Source organism: Acinetobacter dispersus, assembly GCF_009884975.1.
In the GTDB taxonomy this organism is placed as follows: Bacteria; Pseudomonadota; Gammaproteobacteria; order Pseudomonadales; family Moraxellaceae; genus Acinetobacter; species Acinetobacter dispersus.
This window is the reverse complement of record NZ_CP041970.1, coordinates 1,957,552-1,976,725: the sequence shown is the minus strand read 5'-3', so window position 1 is coordinate 1,976,725 and position 19,174 is coordinate 1,957,552. Positions and strand designations below refer to the sequence as shown.

The 19,174-nt window shown below is 41.9% G+C and carries 13 protein-coding genes; 8 read left to right on the top strand and 5 right to left on the bottom strand.

Annotated features, from left to right (window positions below; genetic code table 11):
• Window positions 1–7 precede the first annotated feature (7 nt).
• The 8 genes from FPL17_RS09025 (at window position 8) to FPL17_RS08990 (ending at window position 10,964) form a co-directional block, all read left to right on the top strand.
• Window positions 8–745, top strand: a complete 738-nt coding sequence (locus tag FPL17_RS09025; RefSeq protein WP_005321705.1) for an SDR family NAD(P)-dependent oxidoreductase — start codon at window positions 8–10, stop codon at window positions 743–745.
• Between the two features lie 34 nt (window positions 746–779).
• Window positions 780–1,733, top strand: coding sequence for a PDR/VanB family oxidoreductase (locus FPL17_RS09020; RefSeq protein WP_151714877.1), 954 nt, complete (start codon window positions 780–782; stop codon window positions 1,731–1,733).
• Window positions 1,734–1,799: 66 nt separating this feature from the next.
• A complete protein-coding gene (locus FPL17_RS09015) occupies window positions 1,800–2,759 on the top strand; it encodes a p-hydroxyphenylacetate 3-hydroxylase reductase component (protein ID WP_167515410.1) in 960 nt (319 codons plus the stop codon).
• Window positions 2,760–2,960: 201 nt separating this feature from the next.
• The gene (gene feaR / locus FPL17_RS09010) at window positions 2,961–3,878 is read left to right on the top strand and encodes a transcriptional regulator FeaR (RefSeq protein ID WP_004805411.1); all 918 of its coding nucleotides are present in this window, start codon (window positions 2,961–2,963) and stop codon (window positions 3,876–3,878) included.
• A 203-nt stretch (window positions 3,879–4,081) separates the two neighbouring features.
• Entirely contained in the window at window positions 4,082–6,397 is a 2,316-nt protein-coding gene (tynA, locus tag FPL17_RS09005) for a primary-amine oxidase (RefSeq protein WP_167515409.1), read from the top strand.
• Between the two features lie 83 nt (window positions 6,398–6,480).
• Complete coding sequence (locus FPL17_RS09000; RefSeq protein WP_159884613.1) at window positions 6,481–7,758, top strand: hypothetical protein; 1,278 nt, start codon at window positions 6,481–6,483, stop codon at window positions 7,756–7,758.
• A 66-nt stretch (window positions 7,759–7,824) separates the two neighbouring features.
• Window positions 7,825–9,432, top strand: a complete 1,608-nt coding sequence (locus tag FPL17_RS08995; protein WP_159884611.1) for a GMC family oxidoreductase — start codon at window positions 7,825–7,827, stop codon at window positions 9,430–9,432.
• 44 nt (window positions 9,433–9,476) lie between these two features.
• Window positions 9,477–10,964 carry an NAD-dependent phenylacetaldehyde dehydrogenase gene (locus FPL17_RS08990; protein ID WP_159884609.1) on the top strand — a complete coding sequence of 496 codons (1,488 nt, stop codon included), beginning with the start codon at window positions 9,477–9,479 and terminating at the stop codon, window positions 10,962–10,964.
• Between the two features lie 68 nt (window positions 10,965–11,032).
• Here FPL17_RS08990 and FPL17_RS08985 read toward each other — a convergent pair whose 3' ends face one another.
• The 5 genes from FPL17_RS08985 to FPL17_RS08965 all read right to left on the bottom strand — a co-directional run bounded on the left by FPL17_RS08985 (window position 11,033) and on the right by FPL17_RS08965 (window position 19,172).
• On the bottom strand, window positions 11,033–13,498 hold the full coding sequence (locus tag FPL17_RS08985) for a penicillin acylase family protein (RefSeq protein ID WP_159884606.1): 2,466 nt from the start codon (window positions 13,496–13,498) through the stop codon (window positions 11,033–11,035).
• Window positions 13,499–13,778: 280 nt separating this feature from the next.
• Window positions 13,779–15,980, bottom strand: a complete 2,202-nt coding sequence (locus FPL17_RS08980; protein ID WP_159884604.1) for a TonB-dependent receptor — start codon at window positions 15,978–15,980, stop codon at window positions 13,779–13,781.
• A 299-nt stretch (window positions 15,981–16,279) separates the two neighbouring features.
• Entirely contained in the window at window positions 16,280–17,059 is a 780-nt protein-coding gene (gene pcaD / locus FPL17_RS08975) for a 3-oxoadipate enol-lactonase (RefSeq protein ID WP_159884602.1), read from the bottom strand.
• A 16-nt stretch (window positions 17,060–17,075) separates the two neighbouring features.
• A complete protein-coding gene (gene pcaF / locus FPL17_RS08970; RefSeq protein ID WP_159884600.1) occupies window positions 17,076–18,284 on the bottom strand; it encodes a 3-oxoadipyl-CoA thiolase in 1,209 nt (402 codons plus the stop codon).
• Window positions 18,285–18,518: 234 nt separating this feature from the next.
• Window positions 18,519–19,172: a 3-oxoacid CoA-transferase subunit B gene (locus tag FPL17_RS08965; protein ID WP_159884598.1), complete on the bottom strand. Its 654-nt coding sequence runs from the start codon at window positions 19,170–19,172 to the stop codon at window positions 18,519–18,521.
• Between the last annotated feature and the right edge of the window lie 2 nt (window positions 19,173–19,174).

Here is a 19,174-nt window from a genome sequence, read left to right as displayed (position 1 = left end):
GCAAAAAATGAAACAGGTTGTTTTAGTCACAGGTGCCGCTTCTGGTTTAGGGAATGTCATTGCCGAATATTTTGCAGCGCAAGGGCATCAGGTGATTCTTTCTGCCAGTACTTTAGAGAAAGCAGAGCAAGCCAAAGCACGTAGTCCGCATGCACAGAATCTATTTCCACTGAAACTGGATATCTCGGTTGAGGCTGATTTTCATGCCGCTGTGCAGTGGATTCAGCAGACATTCTCAAAACTGGATGTGTTAATCAACAATGCCACCATGACCAAAGCAACCCCAGTTCTAGAAATTAGTGCCGCGGATTTTGACATGATTACGCAAGTGAATCAGCGTGGTACGTTCCAGTCTTGCCAGATCATTGGCAAATATATGGCTGATCAAGGTTATGGCCGTATCGTCAATATGGCATCTTTGGCAGGGCAAAATGGCGGTACTGCCACTGGCGCACATTATGCGTCTACCAAAGGCGCCATTATTACCCTAACCAAAATCTTTGCCAAAGAGTTTGCAGCCAAAGGGGTGACGGTGAATGCGATTGCGCCTGGGCCAATGGAATCACCAATTGTTCATAGCGTGGTGTCTGACGAAAAAATGGCGCAATTTATTCAAAATATCCCAGTCAAAGCATTAGGCAGCATGGAATTTATTGCCGAAACCTGTGCGCTATTGGCCAGTCCAAGTGCTGCCTTTGTAACTGGGGCAACATGGGATATTAACGGTGGATTATTTATGCGTTAAGCCTTCGGCGAGATGCATATCAGGGAGAGAAATCATGACGATACTGTATAACGTGGTGGTAAAAAACCGTCATGTCGAAGGTGGGAATGTTGCAGTCATGGAGTTTGAATCTGCAAATTCGACCGTATTACCCAAAATTGAAGCAGGTGCGCATATTGATGTGCACCTTCCGAATGGCATGGTGCGTCAGTACTCATTATGCCAAAACCCGAATGATGTCGGTAAGTTCCGACTAGGCATTCTACGTGATCCCGAATCACGTGGTGGTTCAGTGTCGGCCTTTGATGAGTTAAAGGATGGCATGCAGATTCAGGTCAGTGAACCGAAGAACCTGTTTCCTTTAGTGAAATCCAAACATGCGGTACTGGTGGGTGGGGGGATCGGAATTACCCCCCTAATTACCATGGCTTATCAGTTGGCACAGGAAGGTACTTCTTTTGAATTGCATTACTGCGGCGCAAGCCCAGAACGCTGTGCTTTTGTCGATGAAATTAAACATGGCATCTTGGCACCTTTCACGACCTTTCATTTTAAATCGGAAGGGGCGAGTCACCGAGAGTTTTTCCAATCCGCCATTCAAGACATTGATCAAGACAGCCATATTTATACCTGTGGCCCGAATGGATTTATGGATTGGGTGATTAATTTAGCCCTGACACAGAATTTCCCTGAACAGCAAATCCATAAGGAATATTTTCAGGTTGAAGTTGAAACAGGTGGTGATGCATTTGAAGTCGTGGCGCAGCAAAGTGGCAAGATCATTATGGTCAATGCAGAAGAAACTATTTTGCAGGCCTTGGCGCGTGAAGGTATTGAGATTGAAATGTCGTGCGAACAAGGCGTTTGCGGGACCTGTATGTGCGATGTGATCGAAGGCGAACCTGATCATCGTGACGTGTATTTTACCGATGAAGAAAAGGCCAGTAATGAGCAGATTTTGGTGTGCTGTTCACGTTCTAAGTCAGCACGATTGGTACTGGATATTTAAGCGATTTAATCAGGATAAATCACTATCCAATATCGGCCAGAAACAGGATAAAAGATTCAGGAGAGAATAATGAATTCACTAAAATCAATGGATGAAATCACAATAGATCCAATGCAGTTTAGACGTGCTTTGGGCAATTTTGCCACAGGTGTCACCATTGTGACCGCGCAGAATGCTCAAGGTGAAAAGGTAGGAGTGACTGCCAATAGCTTTAATTCAGTGTCGCTAGATCCACCACTGATTTTATGGAGCATCGATAAAAACTCATCCAGTTTTCCTGTATTTGAACAGGCTTCACATTTTGCAGTGAATATTCTATCGGGCTCGCAGATTGAATTATCAAATAAGTTTTCACGCCGTAATATCGATAAATATGAAGGTACCAGCTACCAGACAGGTTCAGGACAAGCGCCTATTTTAGACCATTGCTCTGCGGTGTTTGAATGTGAACGCCATGAGATTATTGAAGGTGGGGATCACTGGATTATTATTGGTAAAGTGGTGCGTTTTCGTGATGAAGGACGTAGTCCACTGGTGTATCACCAAGGGGCTTATTCGGGTGTGATTCCACATCCTTTATTGCAGTTAAAAGACACCGTTGAAGCTGAAGATATTGGTGAAATGCATCAAGGGCATTTATATAGCAATGTCTGTTATCTCATGAGTCGGGCTTTTAAATTTTATCAAACTGATTATATTCCCAAGCAGTTGGTGACTGGATTTAGAACCAGTGAAGCACGTTTATTGTTGGTACTGGGCAGTGGTACTGCGTCGAATAAAGCAGATTTACCACGTGATATTGCCATGCCGATGCGTGAAGTGGAGCAGGCAGCAACCATTCTGAAAAAAGATGGTTTACTGATTGAGAGTGATGGCTTTTTTAAACTCACCGAAAAAGGCAAGAAAACTGCGCATTATCTGTTTGATATCGCGGATAGCCATCAAAATGAGGTGTTTGAAAAATATTCTGATGAGCAAAAGGAGACCTTTATCACCATGCTGAGAGACTTTGCTGGTGTAGCATAAGCTGAGTGAAGCTGATAAATTGAATCGATTTATCAGCTTCTATATATATCGAGCTGACTCTAATCAAAAAAGAATTCCAAGGATGAGGAATTTTTGGCACGCAACTTGTTTATTGATCAAACATGATTGCAAACAAGCCAAAACAGAGCACCAGCGCTAAAGAACAAACTTTAGCAATTGTGCTGCACAGGGAGCGAAGGGATGAACCAATATGTGAGTGATGCACTGTTAACGTGGACGCATCACATCAAGAATGTGTGCGGCAATTTTGAAACAGACTTCGATGGCACACGACATTTGTTTATTGGTGAAGTGCAATGTTTTTTACTGGGTGATACCGAGATTGCCTTTATTAAAAATAATGCCAATAAAATCGTCCGAAAGGCGGATGAAATCGATCGGGTCAATAATCGTTTCTGTTTTTTGATTTTGCAGAATTCGGGCAAGATGTTGCTGCAATATAAAAATGAAACTTTGACCTTAAATGAGGGTGATATTGTCTTGGTTGATCCCGTCGAAACCATTTCGATGTTTCCACAAGGTTTAGTCAGTCAAATTTCAGTGCATCTGTCACGAGAAAAGTTGCTGAAAGAGAATATTAGTTCTGAATATTTTGGTAAGTTGATCACCCAAAATATGAGTGGTTTTTTGCTTAAGAATATTTTGAAAAATATGTCGCCTGAAAATATCAAGCTTTGGTATGCATCGGAAGATGGCAATGCCTTTGAAGATGCGTTGATTGCCCTAATCAAACCGACCATTAATTATAAAAATATCAATAATAATCAGAATCATCTTTTGGAAAAAGCCGAGCGCTATATTATTGAAAATCTGACAAAACCTGATCTTTCCCCTAAATTGATTGCCGCACATATCGGGGTATCGTTACGACACCTGTATCGATTATTTGTGCAAGAAAATCTATCAATTAATAAATACATACAGATCAAACGACTCGAGAAGGTCAAAACAGATCTGTTGGATAAAAGAAACAAGCAGAGTTCGATCACTCAAATCGCGCTGAAATGGGGCTTTTGGGATGGTGCTCATTTTTCAAAGATCTTCAAAAAAACCTATGGTATCTCTCCCAAAGAATTTAGAGAAACGATGTTGGCTTAAACATTTTAGATGTCATTTTTAGACAAGTTCCGCGTCATTCTTGGACAAGCTAGACCCATGCAACTGTGTTGAAATTAAACCAATAAGGGAAGATTAAAGCGCTTCAATCGACTTGAAATATGAAGTTGATTTTCGCCGCTGCACACAGAGCAAAGAGCATTTTAACGATCTGATACAGATCGCTCAGGGATAGATGAAAAAGGATCAACGTGATGCATAAACAAAGATTATTCAAAGAGATACAAAAAATACTGACGTTTAACCTATCCATCGCTGCGAGTTTGTGTGGTGTTCATAGCACCGCTTATGCGCATGGTGAGGCTGCCGAATTGGTGCCACTGTACCAAAACATGAGTGAGCAGGGTGCCAAAGTGGTCAAAGATGATTTCACCAATAGCTATACCATCTCCAAAGGTTCTATTGTGGTCAGAGCCAAACCCAATTCAGATCAGGTCTTGGTGAATGGAAAACCCTTAAAGCTGAGTGTTCCAGTATTAATCAAAGACGGTAAACCTGTTATTGGGAAAGATTTTTTCAATGAGGTGTTCCAGTCGGGTTTAGACCAGACCTTTAAAATTGAAAATACCTTTCATCCGCTCAATAGCCTAAATACAGATGAAATCAAAAAGACCTTTGACGTCATTAATCGCTCAAAATATGCCTATAAAAATATGCGTTTTGCCGAGTTGAAGCTGAAAGAGCCAGAAAAGGCCAAAGTCTGGGATTTCTTTATCAATCATAAAGAATATAAAGATGATCGGGTGGCATCGTTCATTTTATTGAAAGGCAATCAGGCGATTGAAGGTGAAGTAAATCTGAATACACAGCAAGTCACAAAATGGAATGTCCTTAAAGATACGCACGGTATGGTGTTGCAGGATAACTTCGAGACGGTTCAGCGTGTGATCGAATCCAGTAAAGAATATCAGGATGCTTTACGTAAACGTGGCATCACTGATGTGAAGAAAGTGATCACCAATCCATTAACTGTCGGCTATTTTGGCGGGAAAGATGGTTTAGATAAACAACTGAATGTCTTAAAAGTCGTATCTTATCTGGATACAGGAGATGGTAACTATTGGGCGCATCCGATTGAAAATTTGGTCGCAGTGGTGGATTTAGACAAAGAAAAAATTATTAAAATTGAAGAAGGGGCAATGATTCCTGTACCGATGACAGATCGACCTTATGCCACCAAGAATACTCAGCCACCGAAAATCAAACCGCTCAATATCAGTGAACCTGAAGGCAAGAACTTTACCATTACAGGACAAACCGTACATTGGGGTAACTGGTGTTTCCATGTGGCACTGGACTCACGTGTCGGCCTCCAGCTTTCTACGGTCACCTATAAGGATAAAGGGGTAAAACGTAAGGTCATGTATGAAGGGAATTTGGGCGGGATGGTGGTTCCTTATGGCGACCCAGATATGGGATGGTACTTCAAATCTTATCTGGATTCAGGTGAGTACGGCATGGGAACCCTGACCTCAAGCATTCAACTGGGAACCGATGCACCCGAAAATGCGGTGTTACTGGATGCAGTGATTGCCGACTACAAGGGACAACCGCAAATTATTCCCAATGCAATCGCCATTTTTGAGCGTTATGCAGGACCTGAGTATAAACACCAAGAAATTTTTGGTGATCAGGATGCCAGTGAAGCACGCCGTGAACTTGTGGTGCGCTGGATTAGTACGGTGGGTAACTACGATTATATGTTTGACTGGGTCTTTGCCCAAAATGGTGTGATTGGGATTAATGCTGGGGCGACAGGGATTGAAGCGGTAAAAGGGGTTAAAGCCCGTACCATGCATGACAGCACTGCTAAGGAAGACACCAAATATGGCACTTTAATTGACCATAATATTGTTGGAACCACGCATCAACATATCTATAACTTCCGCTTAGATATGGATGTAGATGGGGAAAACAACAGCTTTATGCATATGGACCCTGTGGTGAAGGCCAATGATCGAGGTGGTGTGCGTACAAGCACGATGCAAATTAACAGTAAAGTGATTAGCAATGAGCAAAACGCAGCTGAAAAATTTGATCCCTCTACCATTCGCTTACTCACCAATTTCAATAAGGAAAATAAACTAGGTAATCCTGTTTCTTACCAATTGATTCCGTTTGCGGGTGGCACTCACCCAGTAGCGAAAGGTGCCAATTTTGCTCCAGATGAATGGCTATTTAAGCGCCTTAACTTTATGGATAAACAAATTTGGGTGACACAATACAAGCCAGATGAACGTTATCCAGAAGGGAAATATTCGAATCGTTCAACCCATGATACGGGTTTAGGTCAGTTTATTCAGAACAATGAAAATATTGAAAATAAAGACCTTGTGGTGTGGATGACCACAGGAACCACCCATGTGGCACGCGCTGAAGAATGGCCAATCATGCCGACGGAATGGGTCTATACCTTGATCAAACCGTGGAATTTCTTTGACAACACCCCGACCTTGAATTTGGGTGATGAACAGGAACATGCCCAACACGAGCATCACTAACAACGCAGATCAAGTTATATGGGTAATCCAAGATTACCCAAAACTGAGCGTTAAGTAGATCGCTGACAAAAAAGGAATTTTGTATGAAAACTTTAGTTTCTCAAGTCGTGAGAGGGACGCTGTTTGTCTCATGTTTTTCCACTGCATATGCAGGTGAGCTTGAAATTAAACCGATTTTTGAAGCCACTTTTGGTGCTTTTAGCAGTGCTAAAAGCTATAACGGTGAAAACATCGATGACCAACGGATCAATTGGCAAGAAGGCCACCTTAAATATGGTGCCAAAGGGCAACAAACATTTCAAAACTATCAGCTCTATGCCAGTTTAAGCGGAATCAGCTCAGCGACATGGGGCGATGGTGATGCTGGTCAAAATAGCAATGGTCAAGAACATAAAACCGATGTGAATGAATGGGTGATTGGTTTTAAAGATGGTACCCATAAAGATGAATTGACGACCTACAATTTCAGTATCGGTCGGCAAAATATCATGATCGGTGATGGTTTTTTTGTTGCGGGTGATGCCTTAAATCTGGGTAAAGCACCTGCGGATGGGGCACTCGATCGAGGTGGGGCCTATTATCTGGCAGCACGACGCAGCTTTGATTTTAGTAGCCTGCTTCAATACAAACCGCAACAGGATACAACGCTAAAACTGGCGTATTTAAAGTCGAATAACAAAGCACAATTTTCATCAGAACTGTTTGTGACGGATCTGATCTATCAACTTAAAGATAAAGGCATCGGCTTTACTTATTTAAATGTCTTGGACCTTGATGATGCCGAACACATTTCAGGACGTCAGGATCTTAAGAATTATGCCTTACGCTTGAACTATCAAGCCTTAGCTGAACTGCAACTGAAGTCTGAATGGGTGGTTCAGGATAAACAGGACAGCACGGAAAATGCGGGCTATCTGGGACTGAACTATAACTTCTTATCTACAAAATATACGCCGTCCCTAGGTTATCGTTTCAGCCATTTTTCAGACCAGTACGATCCCATGTTTTACGGCAATACGGTTGGATTTGGAACATGGTTTCAGGGAGAAGTCGCTGGAAACTATGCAGGGCCCTTCAATAAAAATGCCGATATTCACCAAGTTTCTTACAGTATTAATTTAAAAGAAAATTTTATGCTGGGTGCATTGGCTTATAAGTTTCAAACCGTAAATAAGTCATTGGCAAATGTGGATGGGCATGAGCTGGATGTGTTTTCAGTCTGGTCAGTCAATAACAATCTCACCGTTATTCCGCTGATCGGACTATATAAGCCAAAGCATGATATCCACAGTGGTGGCACTCAAAATTATGATGACAAAACCAATTTATATGCCCAGTTGATTCTGCAATACATCTATTAAATCAGTGCGAAGCAGACCGTATTTATTGGCGGTGCATTCATAGAAATAAAATGAGGGTGAAATCAGATGAATACACAATATGACTATATCGTGATTGGTGCTGGCTCGGCAGGCTGTGTTGTTGCAGCACGACTATTAGAAGCCAAGGCTGGGCGTGTTCTCGTTCTAGAGGCAGGAAGTCGAGATAGCAGTATGTTTCATACCATACCTGCAACCGTGATTAAAGTATTCCAGCAGAAATCATGGCAATACATGACCGTCCCACAAAAGTATTGTAATCAGCGAGAGATGATCCTTGCACAAGGCAAAGTGTTGGGAGGTGGAAGCTCGGTCAACGGGATGATCTATTGTCGAGGTCAACGTCAGGATTATGATTTATGGGCCTCGGAATGGGGATGTAATCAGTGGTCTTATCAACATGTACTGCCTTTTTTTAAAAAGGCAGAAAAAAATGAAAGTCTTGCTGATGAATATCACGGACAAGATGGCATTTTACCTGTCAGTGAAAACCGTTATCGGCATCCTTTGACGCTTGCTTGTATTAAAGCAGGTCAGCAAATGGGGATGAATTACGTCAATGATATGAATGGTTGGGATCAGGCGGGTGTAGGGTTTTATCAAACGACTACTCAAAACGGTTCTCGGGCGAGTACCTCAAAAACTTATTTAAAGTCAGTCGAAAACCACCCAGACCTTACAGTGATTACGGATGCTTTAGTCCATAAAATTGAAACTCAAGGTGATCAGGTGACTGGGGTGACTTATAGTGTTGGCGGAAAATCCCCCATTACTGTACAGGCTCAAAAAGAAGTCATTCTGAGTGCTGGTGCAATTGGCAGTCCTAAGGTTTTATTACTTTCGGGAATTGGTCCAAAACAGCATTTAGATGAACTCGGAATAGAATGTATAAGTGACTTACCTGTAGGTGAGAATTTTCACGACCATTTGCATATGTCGGTTAATGCGACAGTAACAACCAATAATAGTCTGCTCGGTGAAGACCAAGGTTTAACTGCAGTACGACACTTTTTACAGTGGTGTTTTACACGTTCAGGATTGTTAACCACCAATATTCTAGAAGGTGGTGGTTTTATTGACACCAATAACAATGGTCGACCTGATGTCCAATTTCACTTTTTACCTGTGCTGGATAATTTCGATAATACCCCTGGTGAAAAAGACACAGCTCAAGCACATGGACTGACGATTAAAGTCGGACATATACAGCCAAAAGCACGTGGGACTTTACGTTTAAGCAGTAAAGATCCGAATGCAATGCCGATTATTGATCCAAACTATTTAGGCCATCAAGACGATATTGAGGCCAACATTCGTGCGGTACAGGCTGGGCTGCGCTTATTACAACAATCTGCCTTAAAAGCCATTGTCCAAGACATTATTGAGCCTGCAAATATTGATCCTGAGAATGTTGCCGCGATTGATGCATGGATGCGCCAGAACATTAAAACGGTTTATCACCCTGCGGGCAGTTGCAAAATGGGCAATACACCAAAAGATTCAGTCACAGACCAGACGCTTAAAGTACATGGCTTCCAAAATTTACGCGTCATTGACTGTTCGATTTGCCCACAAGTTCCAAGCGGAAATACCAACGCAATTGCCATCATGATTGGTGAACGCGGTGCAGACTTTATTTTGAATCAAGTCGCTTAGTTGCTGTCATAACAAAATTTTAGAAATGAAAAGAGGAAAAGAAAATGAGTGAAGTTCAGATTTTACAAAGCGTACAGCAATTTATGGCACGTCAACATGGGCATTTTATTGATGGAAAACTAGTTGCTGCTGAGCTTTTAGATAAAGTGGATATTGTAAATCCATCGACTGAACAAGTGGTTGCTCAAATTAGTATTGGTAGTCAACACGATGTCGAAAATGCGGTGAAAAGTGCGGAACATGCTTTTCAAAATGCTTGGGCTGAAACTACGCCCTATGAACGCGGCGTTAAACTGAACAAGCTCGCAGATTTAATTGAGCAACATGGTGAAGAACTTGCACAGCTAGAGTCGTTGTCTACTGGAAAACTCATTAATATTTCCCGCCATCTTGAAGTCGCACAATCTGTTATTTTCTTAAGATATTTTGCGGGTTGGGCAACCAAAATTAATGGTCAAACCATGCAACCTTCTATTCCTTCTATGCAAGGTGAAAAATATACGGCCTTTACTTTTAGACAACCGATTGGTGTGGTTGCAGGGATTGTGCCTTGGAATTTTTCACTGATGATTGGTGTCTGGAAAATTGGTTCAGCGTTAACAACTGGTTGCAGCATTGTGCTTAAACCAAGTGAGTTTGCCAGCTTATCTTTATTACGTTTAGCTGAACTTGCCATTGAAGCAGGGATTCCAGCGGGTGTGATTAATGTGGTGACTGGTAAGGGCGATACAGGACAATATTTAATTGAGTCTCCGCTGGTTAAGAAAGTCTCATTTACAGGTTCAGTTCCGACTGGCATTGCGATTGGTAAACTTGCGATGAGCAGCGATTTAACCCGTGTCAGTCTGGAGTTGGGCGGTAAAAATGCCATTGCTGTTTTGGCCGATGCAAATATTGATGAGATTTTACCAACTTTGATGCAAGCAACTTTTGTGCATCAAGGTCAAGTTTGCGCATCCCCAGAGCGTTTTTTTGTACACCGTACAAAACATGATGAACTGGTCGAGAAACTCTCTAAAGCACTTTCTAGTTTCAAAATTGGATCGGCTATGGATGAAGGAAGTATGTTTGGCCCACTCTCTAATCAGCCACATTTTCATAAAGTAAAACATTATTTAGATATGGCAAAAGCCAATAATCAAATTATTGCAGGGGGTGAGGCTTTAGATCAGACAGGGTATTTTGTACAGCCGACTTTAATTTCCTTTAAAAATACCGATGATCCTTTATTTTCAGAAGAAACCTTTGGTCCTGTGGTCGGAGTGATGCCTTTCGAAACTGATGAAGAACTCATTCAACTGATGAATCAGTCGCGCTTTGGTTTAACTGCAAGTATTTGGACCAATGATTTATCTAAAGCTTTACGTTTAATTCCTAAAATTGAAGCAGGGACTTTATGGGTCAATATGCATACATTCTTAGATCCATCTGTTCCATTCGGTGGAGTGAAAGCATCAGGAATTGGCAGAGAATTTTCAGATGCATTTATTGAAGATTACACTGAATTAAAATCAGTCATGATTCGCTATTAAGTGAAGAACGAGGTTTGTTATTTGAGACATAATAAACCTCGTTTTTAAAAGATAAATTGGACTAAAAATTAGTAAGTTAAAGTGATACTTTGTTGTGTTACTTGATCGATTTCCTTTTGACTCACTGCATCATCTTTACATTTATAACTTTCAAATAAAGGAAGCTGATCTGCAAAATGGGCATCAGTTTTTCCATTTTGATTGATAAAGCCACTTTGTCCTGGGGCTAAAATCGAACACATGCTAATCTGATTTGGATTTAACACCACTCTAAACGTAGCACTTCCTGTATTGCCATAAGTACTGAGCTGTTGTTCATGTGATGCATCCGCCCATGGGATACCGACCGAATTTTTGCTGGAAAAGCCCATGGTTGCTACAGAAATTTTCCAGTCATTTGGATTGGTCGATTGATATTGTTTTGAAAGTTCAGTCAGCGCATTTTCTAAAGCTTTTAAGACAACCTCATCTGCTGTTTGTCCTTTTAAGAAGTCAACCTGTTGAGGAATGCTTGCCTGTTTTCCTTGCAATGCATTCCAGATTAATTTTGAGGCGCTGGCAGGCTGGGCACTACGTGGATCATTATTGACTGGATAAAGCGTATCGGTATAACGCTGATAAATATTTTCAGACAAGTTCGGTTTTAATACCAAGATAATCATCTGATTCAGCCATGCGCGCATAATCGCTGGTGCTGCACCCTGATAATTTTTCCCTTCACGATCTGGACGTAATTTTAGATCCCATTCTGCCAATAGCGGTGCGACTTTTTTAGCTTGGGCCGAGGCTTTATCACTTTGTGCAGCCTTGATCATATAGGGAATAAAATAGCGCGCATTTAGATCCGACCAAGCACCTATTTTATTAATGTCCCAAATCTCTTGCTGGCTTAACTTTGGTTTACTTTCCAAAGGCTCGATCAGTTCATTGACACGATCAACATAAGAGAAATTTGATGAGTCAGAACGTAAACCTGCATATGCTTTATTATTCCAACTGCTGATATAACCTTTTTCAGGATTATATTGTTTTGGATTATGCGAGAAATCGTAGAAACCCTGCCATTCCATTGAACCATCGCCAAGTGCAGGAAGTTGAATATGCTGGTTTTCAGGGCGAATCGGTAAACGTCCCAACGCAGCGACCCCAATATTGTTTTTGGTATCGGCATAGAACCAAGTAATAGAGGCTGCGACACGTTTGGCTTGAGCAAGAAACTCATCCCAATTTGTGGCCTTGGCTGCATTGGCCCAGCCTAATAAGGTTTCAATTTCTACACCTTCCCAGCTACGTTTTTGAGCATAGGCGGTGTGATTTTTTTCATCCCATGTGCTGACAAAGCCTTGTTTGCTCTTATAAATATCTAAAATATGGTCGGCCTGATTCTTAACTTTTATTTTTACTTGCTTGTGCTCAAATGGAATATAAGCGCCTTTGTATAAATATTCTTTTGAATTGCTTGGATTTAGTGTGAGTTGGTAAACATCGTTAGTATCGAGTGAGCCTACCGTAGAACCCCATGCGATTTTGCCATTGGTGCCAAATAGAATTGCAGGTAAACCGACAGGGGTAATACCTGTTAGGTCATAGCCAGCGCCGTGCAGGCCAATTGCATAGGTAATCGCAGGGGTATACCAGCCTTGTTGGGGGCCATTATATAAAACAGTCTGGCCCTCAATGGTCTTATCTCCCTTTACTACCCAAGCATTGCTGGCAGTGGGTACGCCATCGACCACACTTTTGCCCATGGCAATACGTGCTTGTGCTAAATATTTTTCTGCTGCCTGATTGGAGATAGGCAAAATCTTTTTTGAGATAGCGTGCTGTCGTGCTGAAAGCTGTGCTGCTTGTTCAGACTGAATAATTGTTGGTGCTTTTGGATCATCTAGCCAGCGTAATTGTTGATAAAGTTTTAAGCCTTGCTCTTGACCTTTTTCTTTTTGTAGTTGGGTGAGCAAGTCTAAGTTTGAAACTTCTAAACTTGCTGAAAAGAAGCGATTGAGAATGAGGCCGACCCAAACCATTGCTATGTCTTCTGTTTCCCAGCTTGAGGGTTTAAATCCATAATCAACAAATTCTTTTGGCATGAGTGCTGGATTGGCTAAAACTTCTTTGATGCGTTTATTGAAACCTGCCGCATAACCCTCAAAAATTGCACGGTCTTCAGGAGAGAGTCGCGCAATTTGTTGTCGAATATTTTCTGGATCAAAACGACTATGTGTTGCAATGTCATACTGTAAATAGTCTGGTCCCAGCACTTCGGCGACCGTACCTTGGCCTGTACGTTTTGACATCTCCATTTGAAATAAGCGATCTGTTGCCACTGCATACCCGTAGCCATAAAAAAGACCATAGGTGTCATTTGCATAGACATGTGGTGTACCAAAACTATCTCTTTGAATGGTGATCTGTTTTGAGATGGGGAATGTTTCTACACTTGAAGATGAATTACATCCGATAAGTAAGGCACAACTTAGTCCTAAAATTCCATTTTTAAACAGCGTATGTTGATAGATGGGTTCATGATTTTTCAATTGTAGATATCCTTATTTTTACTATGATTTAAGTGTGAATAATTTGAAAATCTTCTTTCTGATACTGAAATGATTCACGCGTGAACATGCCTTGTTCATTATTTGAAATTATGATGATTTATCTATGTAATTTTCCATTACCTTGTGGGTATATCTTTATACTTTATGAGCGTTTTACTTATGGTCATCGCGAGTGGAATGGTCGTGCTTTTATGCTGTCGATAATAAAAAAGTCTTGTATCAACAAGACTTTATATGAAAGAAAATGATTGTACTGACTTTAGAAATCGAAAGTGGAGGAGAGTAATAGCGTTCTGGGCGTACTGATAGTCATATAGCTACTCGGATTGGCTTCCCAATATGCTTTATTGAATACATTATTTAAATTGGCTTGTAAGGTAACAGGGGTTTTTCCTATTTTAGTTTGATAGTGGCCGCCAAAATCAAAACGTGTCCAGTCTGGTACAGACTGACTATTATCTGCACTCACGTAAGCTTTTGCATTATGTATCATCCGTCCTGTAAGTGTGAGTCGTGGGTTAAATGGCGTATCCCATTCTAGGCCCAAGTTGCTTAGAAATTGTGGTACTCCAACAGCATGATGATTGTCATTGAGTCCATCTTGTGTGCGACGTAGTTTGGCATCTACGAAGCTTAAACCACCTAGAAAGCGCAGTGTCGGTGTAATATTTCCAAAGCCATTGAGTTCAACTCCTTGATTCTGCTGTTCGCCGTCAAGGCTATATATTTTACTTTCTGGATCGACGATACCTGTGGGTTTACGAATCTGAAAAATTGCGACTGTCCCACCAAAGTTACCTAAATCAAATTTAGTTCCAAGCTCATATTGTTTGGATTTGTAGGGTGCAAATACCTGATTAAAATTTACAGCGTCATCTGGTGGTGTTGCTCCAACGGTCAGGGCCTCAATATAGTTTGCATAAAAAGAAAGTTGTTTAAATGGTTTATAGACCAAAGCAAATGAAGGCGTCGTGGCACTTTCATTATAATGATTGCTTCGCTCACCATTAGCCGAAAAGTTACTGGTCTCAACTTGTTGGTGACGTAGTCCAAGGGTGAATTGTAGCTTGTCTTGTGCTGTGGATAAGGTGTCTGCGAATACCACACTTCTTAGCATTGTTTCATTGCTTTTTGCCTTGGGTACCACTGCAATGGGCTGACCTAAGTCATCAACATAAGTTGGATGATAAATATTGGTTAAGTAACTTTCATATCGTGATTGTCCAAACCAGCCTTGTTGACGAAAATGATTAGCAGCTAAAACGAATTGATGCTGAATATTGCCTGTAGATAATTTAATGCGAGTGCCAACTTCTGCTGAAACAGTGCCATTATGACCCTGTTGTAAATTGGTGTCCGCACGAGTATCACCATTAGGATTTAAGATTGTTAATCCTGGAACTTCTTGTTTGTCATAGTTAAAGTGATTATGTCCAACCGTACCATAGACGAGGGCTGCATCATTGAGTTGATACTCGGCACGACTCAACAAAGTTAAACTCTCCGCCTGAGAATAATCAGATAAAGCAGATAGATTGGTTTTGGGATTTGGTGCTTTGGGTATATCAATTCCTACTATTGCAGTCAGGCCTCTTACTGCTCGGCTCATCATATCCTTTTGGTAGATGATATCTGCAGAAAGATTCAAACGATCCGCTTGATAGTCTAAGCCTAAAGAATGTGAACTGTTTCTTGAGTTTTGATGATCAATGCTTGTATCTCCATCACGATACGCGGTATTGAGCCTTAGCCCATATTCTTGCTTGTCTCCAAAGCGTTGTCCGATATCGGCATGGATACCGAGATGTTGATCTGTACTGTACACTGTTGTAAGTTGTCTAAGTGGTTGTTTATCTGCCCGTTTAGTTACAACATTAACATTGCCACCAATCGCACCGAAGGGTGACATGCCATATAAAAATGCACCTGCACCACGAGTCAATTCTATCCGTTCAACGGGATCGACGCCTACACGATAAGCAGGGACGAGACCAAATAAGCCATTCAAGGCCATATCATCATTTTCAATACGGAAGCCCCGAATTGTCAGTGCATCATAGCGATTGGTACTGCCTGTGGTTGTACGTACTGAGGCATCTGCAGTGGTCAACGTTTCAGCTACGCTGAGAGCGTGTTGATGACGGATGGCATTGGAACTATAACCGACCTGACTAAAAGGTGAGTCCATATAGTCTTTATTGCCCAAAATCCCCATTTGTGTAATGCGTGCAATTTGCCCACCCGCATAAAGATTAGGTAAATATAAGGAATCTTGTATTGCTGCAACTTGAATTGTGGGGAGGGTAACTTGGGCCTGATTGATATGACTGGGTTTTATGGTTGCTGCAATATCATTGGCGAGCGAGCTGGTCGTACTATGAGCAATAACTAGAAAAAAGCTGAGCTGTTTGATGCTTACCTTTTTATTTTTATGGATTGTTCGTGAGCCGAGAAACAACATATACCGATATCCTGTCCAATGATTAAATAGCTGCTTTTAGCATCGTGGCTAGCAACCACTTCAGTATTGAGCATGGATAAATGTTACGATTTTTTATTGATAATGGTAATTGTTATTATTTTGTGATTTTATAAAACTTAATATTTACAAATAGTTGGTATATTCGAGGAGAGAAATATTAACCTATTAAATTATATTTAATGACCTAATCTGTTTTATTGGCACTCGTAAAAGTATCATGAAATTTTACGAGTGCTTTCACTCAAGTGACGGAAAGGGCGTATTGCATTTTTCCCAATCTAGCTTTGGATAAAATGCAATAAAGCTAGATTAAACTGCTCTGCTTGTTCAATATTCGAAATATGCGAGGTATTGATTTCTACCAACTGGGCATCTGGAATCTGCTGTTGCATAAATTGTCCATCTGCAACGGTAGTCACAGGGTCTTGTGTACCAGCGATAACCAAGACCGGAATGGTAATATCCTTCAACTGTTCACGGACATCCGCCTTAGCCAAAGCCTCACAACAATTGGCATAACCATTTGCGCTGCCAGCACTTAAGTCGTTACACAGATTATTGACGATTGCAGGATGACTTTGGATAAAGGGATCTGTAAACCAGCGTGAAGCCGCTGTCGTGGCGATAGGAACTAAACCTTGCTTTCGAACCAGTTGGGCACGATCGAGCCATGCTTGTTCCTGTCCAATTTTTGCAGCGGTATTACTCACAACGACTCGTTGAAAACGTTCTGGGTAATGGATGGCAAGCCATTGACCTGTTATTCCGCCCATAGAAATACCACAGAAATGAGCTTTTTCAATTTTTAAATGATCGAGTAGGCGAACGACATCTTCACCGAGTTGTTGCAGGGTATATGGGCCAGTTGGCGTCGAAGATGAACCATGACCACGTGTGTCATAACAAATCACATAAAAGTGTTCTTTAAAATAATTGAATTGCTGTTGCCACATCCCGTAGTTGGTCCCCAAAGAGTTGGAAAACACCAGTGCCGGGGCGTTGGGATCGCCAAAGGTTTGATAGTGAATTTGCGCATCGGCAGACTGAAAAACTGACATCTACTATTCCTTTATTTTAATCAACACGTTGAATAATCAAGGCAATCCCTTGACCGACACCAATACACATTGAACACAAGGCATATTGTCCCTTGATCTGTTCAAGCTGGTTTAAGGCCGTTGTGACCAAACGCGCACCAGAGGCACCTAAAGGATGACCCAATGCAATTGCACCGCCATTCGGATTAACCCGTGCATCATCATCCGCCAAACCTAAATCACGAGTCACCGCTAAAGCTTGTGCTGCAAAGGCTTCGTTTAGTTCAATCACATCCATCTGTTCAAGAGAGAGATTAGCCTGCTTAAGCAGTTTCTTAATGGCAGGTGCAGGTGCAAAGCCCATAATCCGTGGTTCAACACCAACAGTGGTTGCTGCAATGATTTTGGCACGTGGCTTGAGCTGATATTTTTCTACCGCTTCGTCCGAAGCAATCAACACTGCTGCTGCACCATCGTTAATCCCAGAGGCATTACCCGCCGTGACGGTGCCTTCTGCTTTTACCACACCTTTAAGTTTGGTTAATGCTTCTAAGGTGGTTGATGCACGTGGATGCTCATCCGTATTCACCACAAGTGCATCACCTTTACGCTGTGGAATGCTGACGGGTACGATTTCATTGACGAAGAAGCCTTTGGCTTGTGCAGTTGCAGTACGTTGCTGGCTGTTGAAGGCAAATTGATCTTGATCGGCACGGTTAATATTGAATTGTTCTGCAACGTTTTCCGCGGTTTGCGGCATGCTGTCCACGCCATACATTTCTTTGAGCTTTGGATTGATAAAACGCCAGCCCATGGTGGTGTCTTCAATTTTTTGACTACGCCCAAATGCACTGTCTGATTTGCCCATCACATAGGGCGCACGGCTCATGCTTTCGACGCCACCTGCAATAATCAGGTCAGCTTCATTGGCTTTAATAGCACGGGCAGCTATGGCAATGGCATCCAGTGATGAACCACATAAACGGTTCACTGTGGTTGCTGGTACTTGATAAGGTAAGCCTGCCAATAGTGCAGACATACGCCCAACGTTGCGATTGTCTTCACCCGCCTGATTGGCACAGCCATAGATGACATCATCCACTTGTTGCCAATCGACAGTTGGGTTACGTTGCATGAGTGCTTGGATTGGAACTGCCCCCAGATCGTCAGCACGGACAGGTGCAAGACCACCTGCGTAACGACCGAATGGAGTGCGGATGGCATCAATGATATAAGCATTTTTCATAGTCTTACATTTCCATTTCTAAATCTGTTGTGAGCTCTGCCATATCGTTAAAGTCTTTTTGAGCATTTATCGATAGTTGATTGTCATTACTCAGTTATGAATGAACACGACGGAGTCTTATCGTCTTAAATCAAATGCCAGTAGCTCATTCTTGTTACTTTTTATCCTTAAAAAGTAAGGCAATGCCTATACAAAAAGCCTCTGCTTTAACCCGTAATTAGTGGCTGTTAAACATTATCCTTGTGTCGCATCAATCAATTGAGCACCCGTTAATGCTTGTAACTCTTCAAAGCTCAAACCATCCACTTTTTCAATCACTTTTAAACCGTCTGCTGTCACATCAATCACACACAGATCGGTATAAATACGATCGACACATTTCAACCCAGTTGCTGGATATGAAAGCGTTTCCACAATCTTCGGTTCACCTTGCTTGGTGTTGTGATCGGTGGTGATAAATACTTTCTTGGCACCGACTGCCAAATCCATTGCTCCACCCACCGCAGGAATCGCATCCGCTGCTCCAGTATGCCAGTTAGCCAGATCACCATTGGCTGCCACTTGGAACGCACCGAGTACCGCAATATCCAAATGTCCGCCACGCATCATGGCAAAGGAATCACCATGATGGAAAAAACTGCCACCAGTCAGCATGGTGACGTATTCTTTACCTGCATTAATCAGTTCAGGGTCTTCCTCACCTTTAGCAGGTGGTGGACCGAATGCGAGTAGGCCATTTTCCGAATGCAGGAACACATCTTTGTCTGCAGGAAGATAGTTTGAAATCTTGGTTGGAAGGCCGATGCCGAGATTGACATAAGCACCATCTGGAATATCTTGTGCGACACGTTCAGCAATTTGGTCACGGCTTAATTTTTGATAGCTCATGC

Bases quoted from the DNA above. Each gene is read 5' to 3' on its own strand.
- FPL17_RS08995 (WP_159884611.1), top strand. From the start codon at position 7,825: ATGAATACACAATATGACTATATCGTGATTGGTGCTGGCTCGGCAGGC.
- feaR (WP_004805411.1), top strand. From the start codon at position 2,961: ATGAACCAATATGTGAGTGATGCACTGTTAACGTGGACGCATCACATC.
- FPL17_RS08980 (WP_159884604.1), bottom strand. From the start codon at position 15,980: ATGTTGTTTCTCGGCTCACGAACAATCCATAAAAATAAAAAGGTAAGC.
- pcaD (WP_159884602.1), bottom strand. From the start codon at position 17,059: ATGTCAGTTTTTCAGTCTGCCGATGCGCAAATTCACTATCAAACCTTT.
- FPL17_RS09000 (WP_159884613.1), top strand. From the start codon at position 6,481: ATGAAAACTTTAGTTTCTCAAGTCGTGAGAGGGACGCTGTTTGTCTCA.
- FPL17_RS08990 (WP_159884609.1), top strand. From the start codon at position 9,477: ATGAGTGAAGTTCAGATTTTACAAAGCGTACAGCAATTTATGGCACGT.
- FPL17_RS08965 (WP_159884598.1), bottom strand. From the start codon at position 19,172: ATGAGCTATCAAAAATTAAGCCGTGACCAAATTGCTGAACGTGTCGCA.
- FPL17_RS09025 (WP_005321705.1), top strand. From the start codon at position 8: ATGAAACAGGTTGTTTTAGTCACAGGTGCCGCTTCTGGTTTAGGGAAT.
- FPL17_RS09020 (WP_151714877.1), top strand. From the start codon at position 780: ATGACGATACTGTATAACGTGGTGGTAAAAAACCGTCATGTCGAAGGT.
- pcaF (WP_159884600.1), bottom strand. From the start codon at position 18,284: ATGAAAAATGCTTATATCATTGATGCCATCCGCACTCCATTCGGTCGT.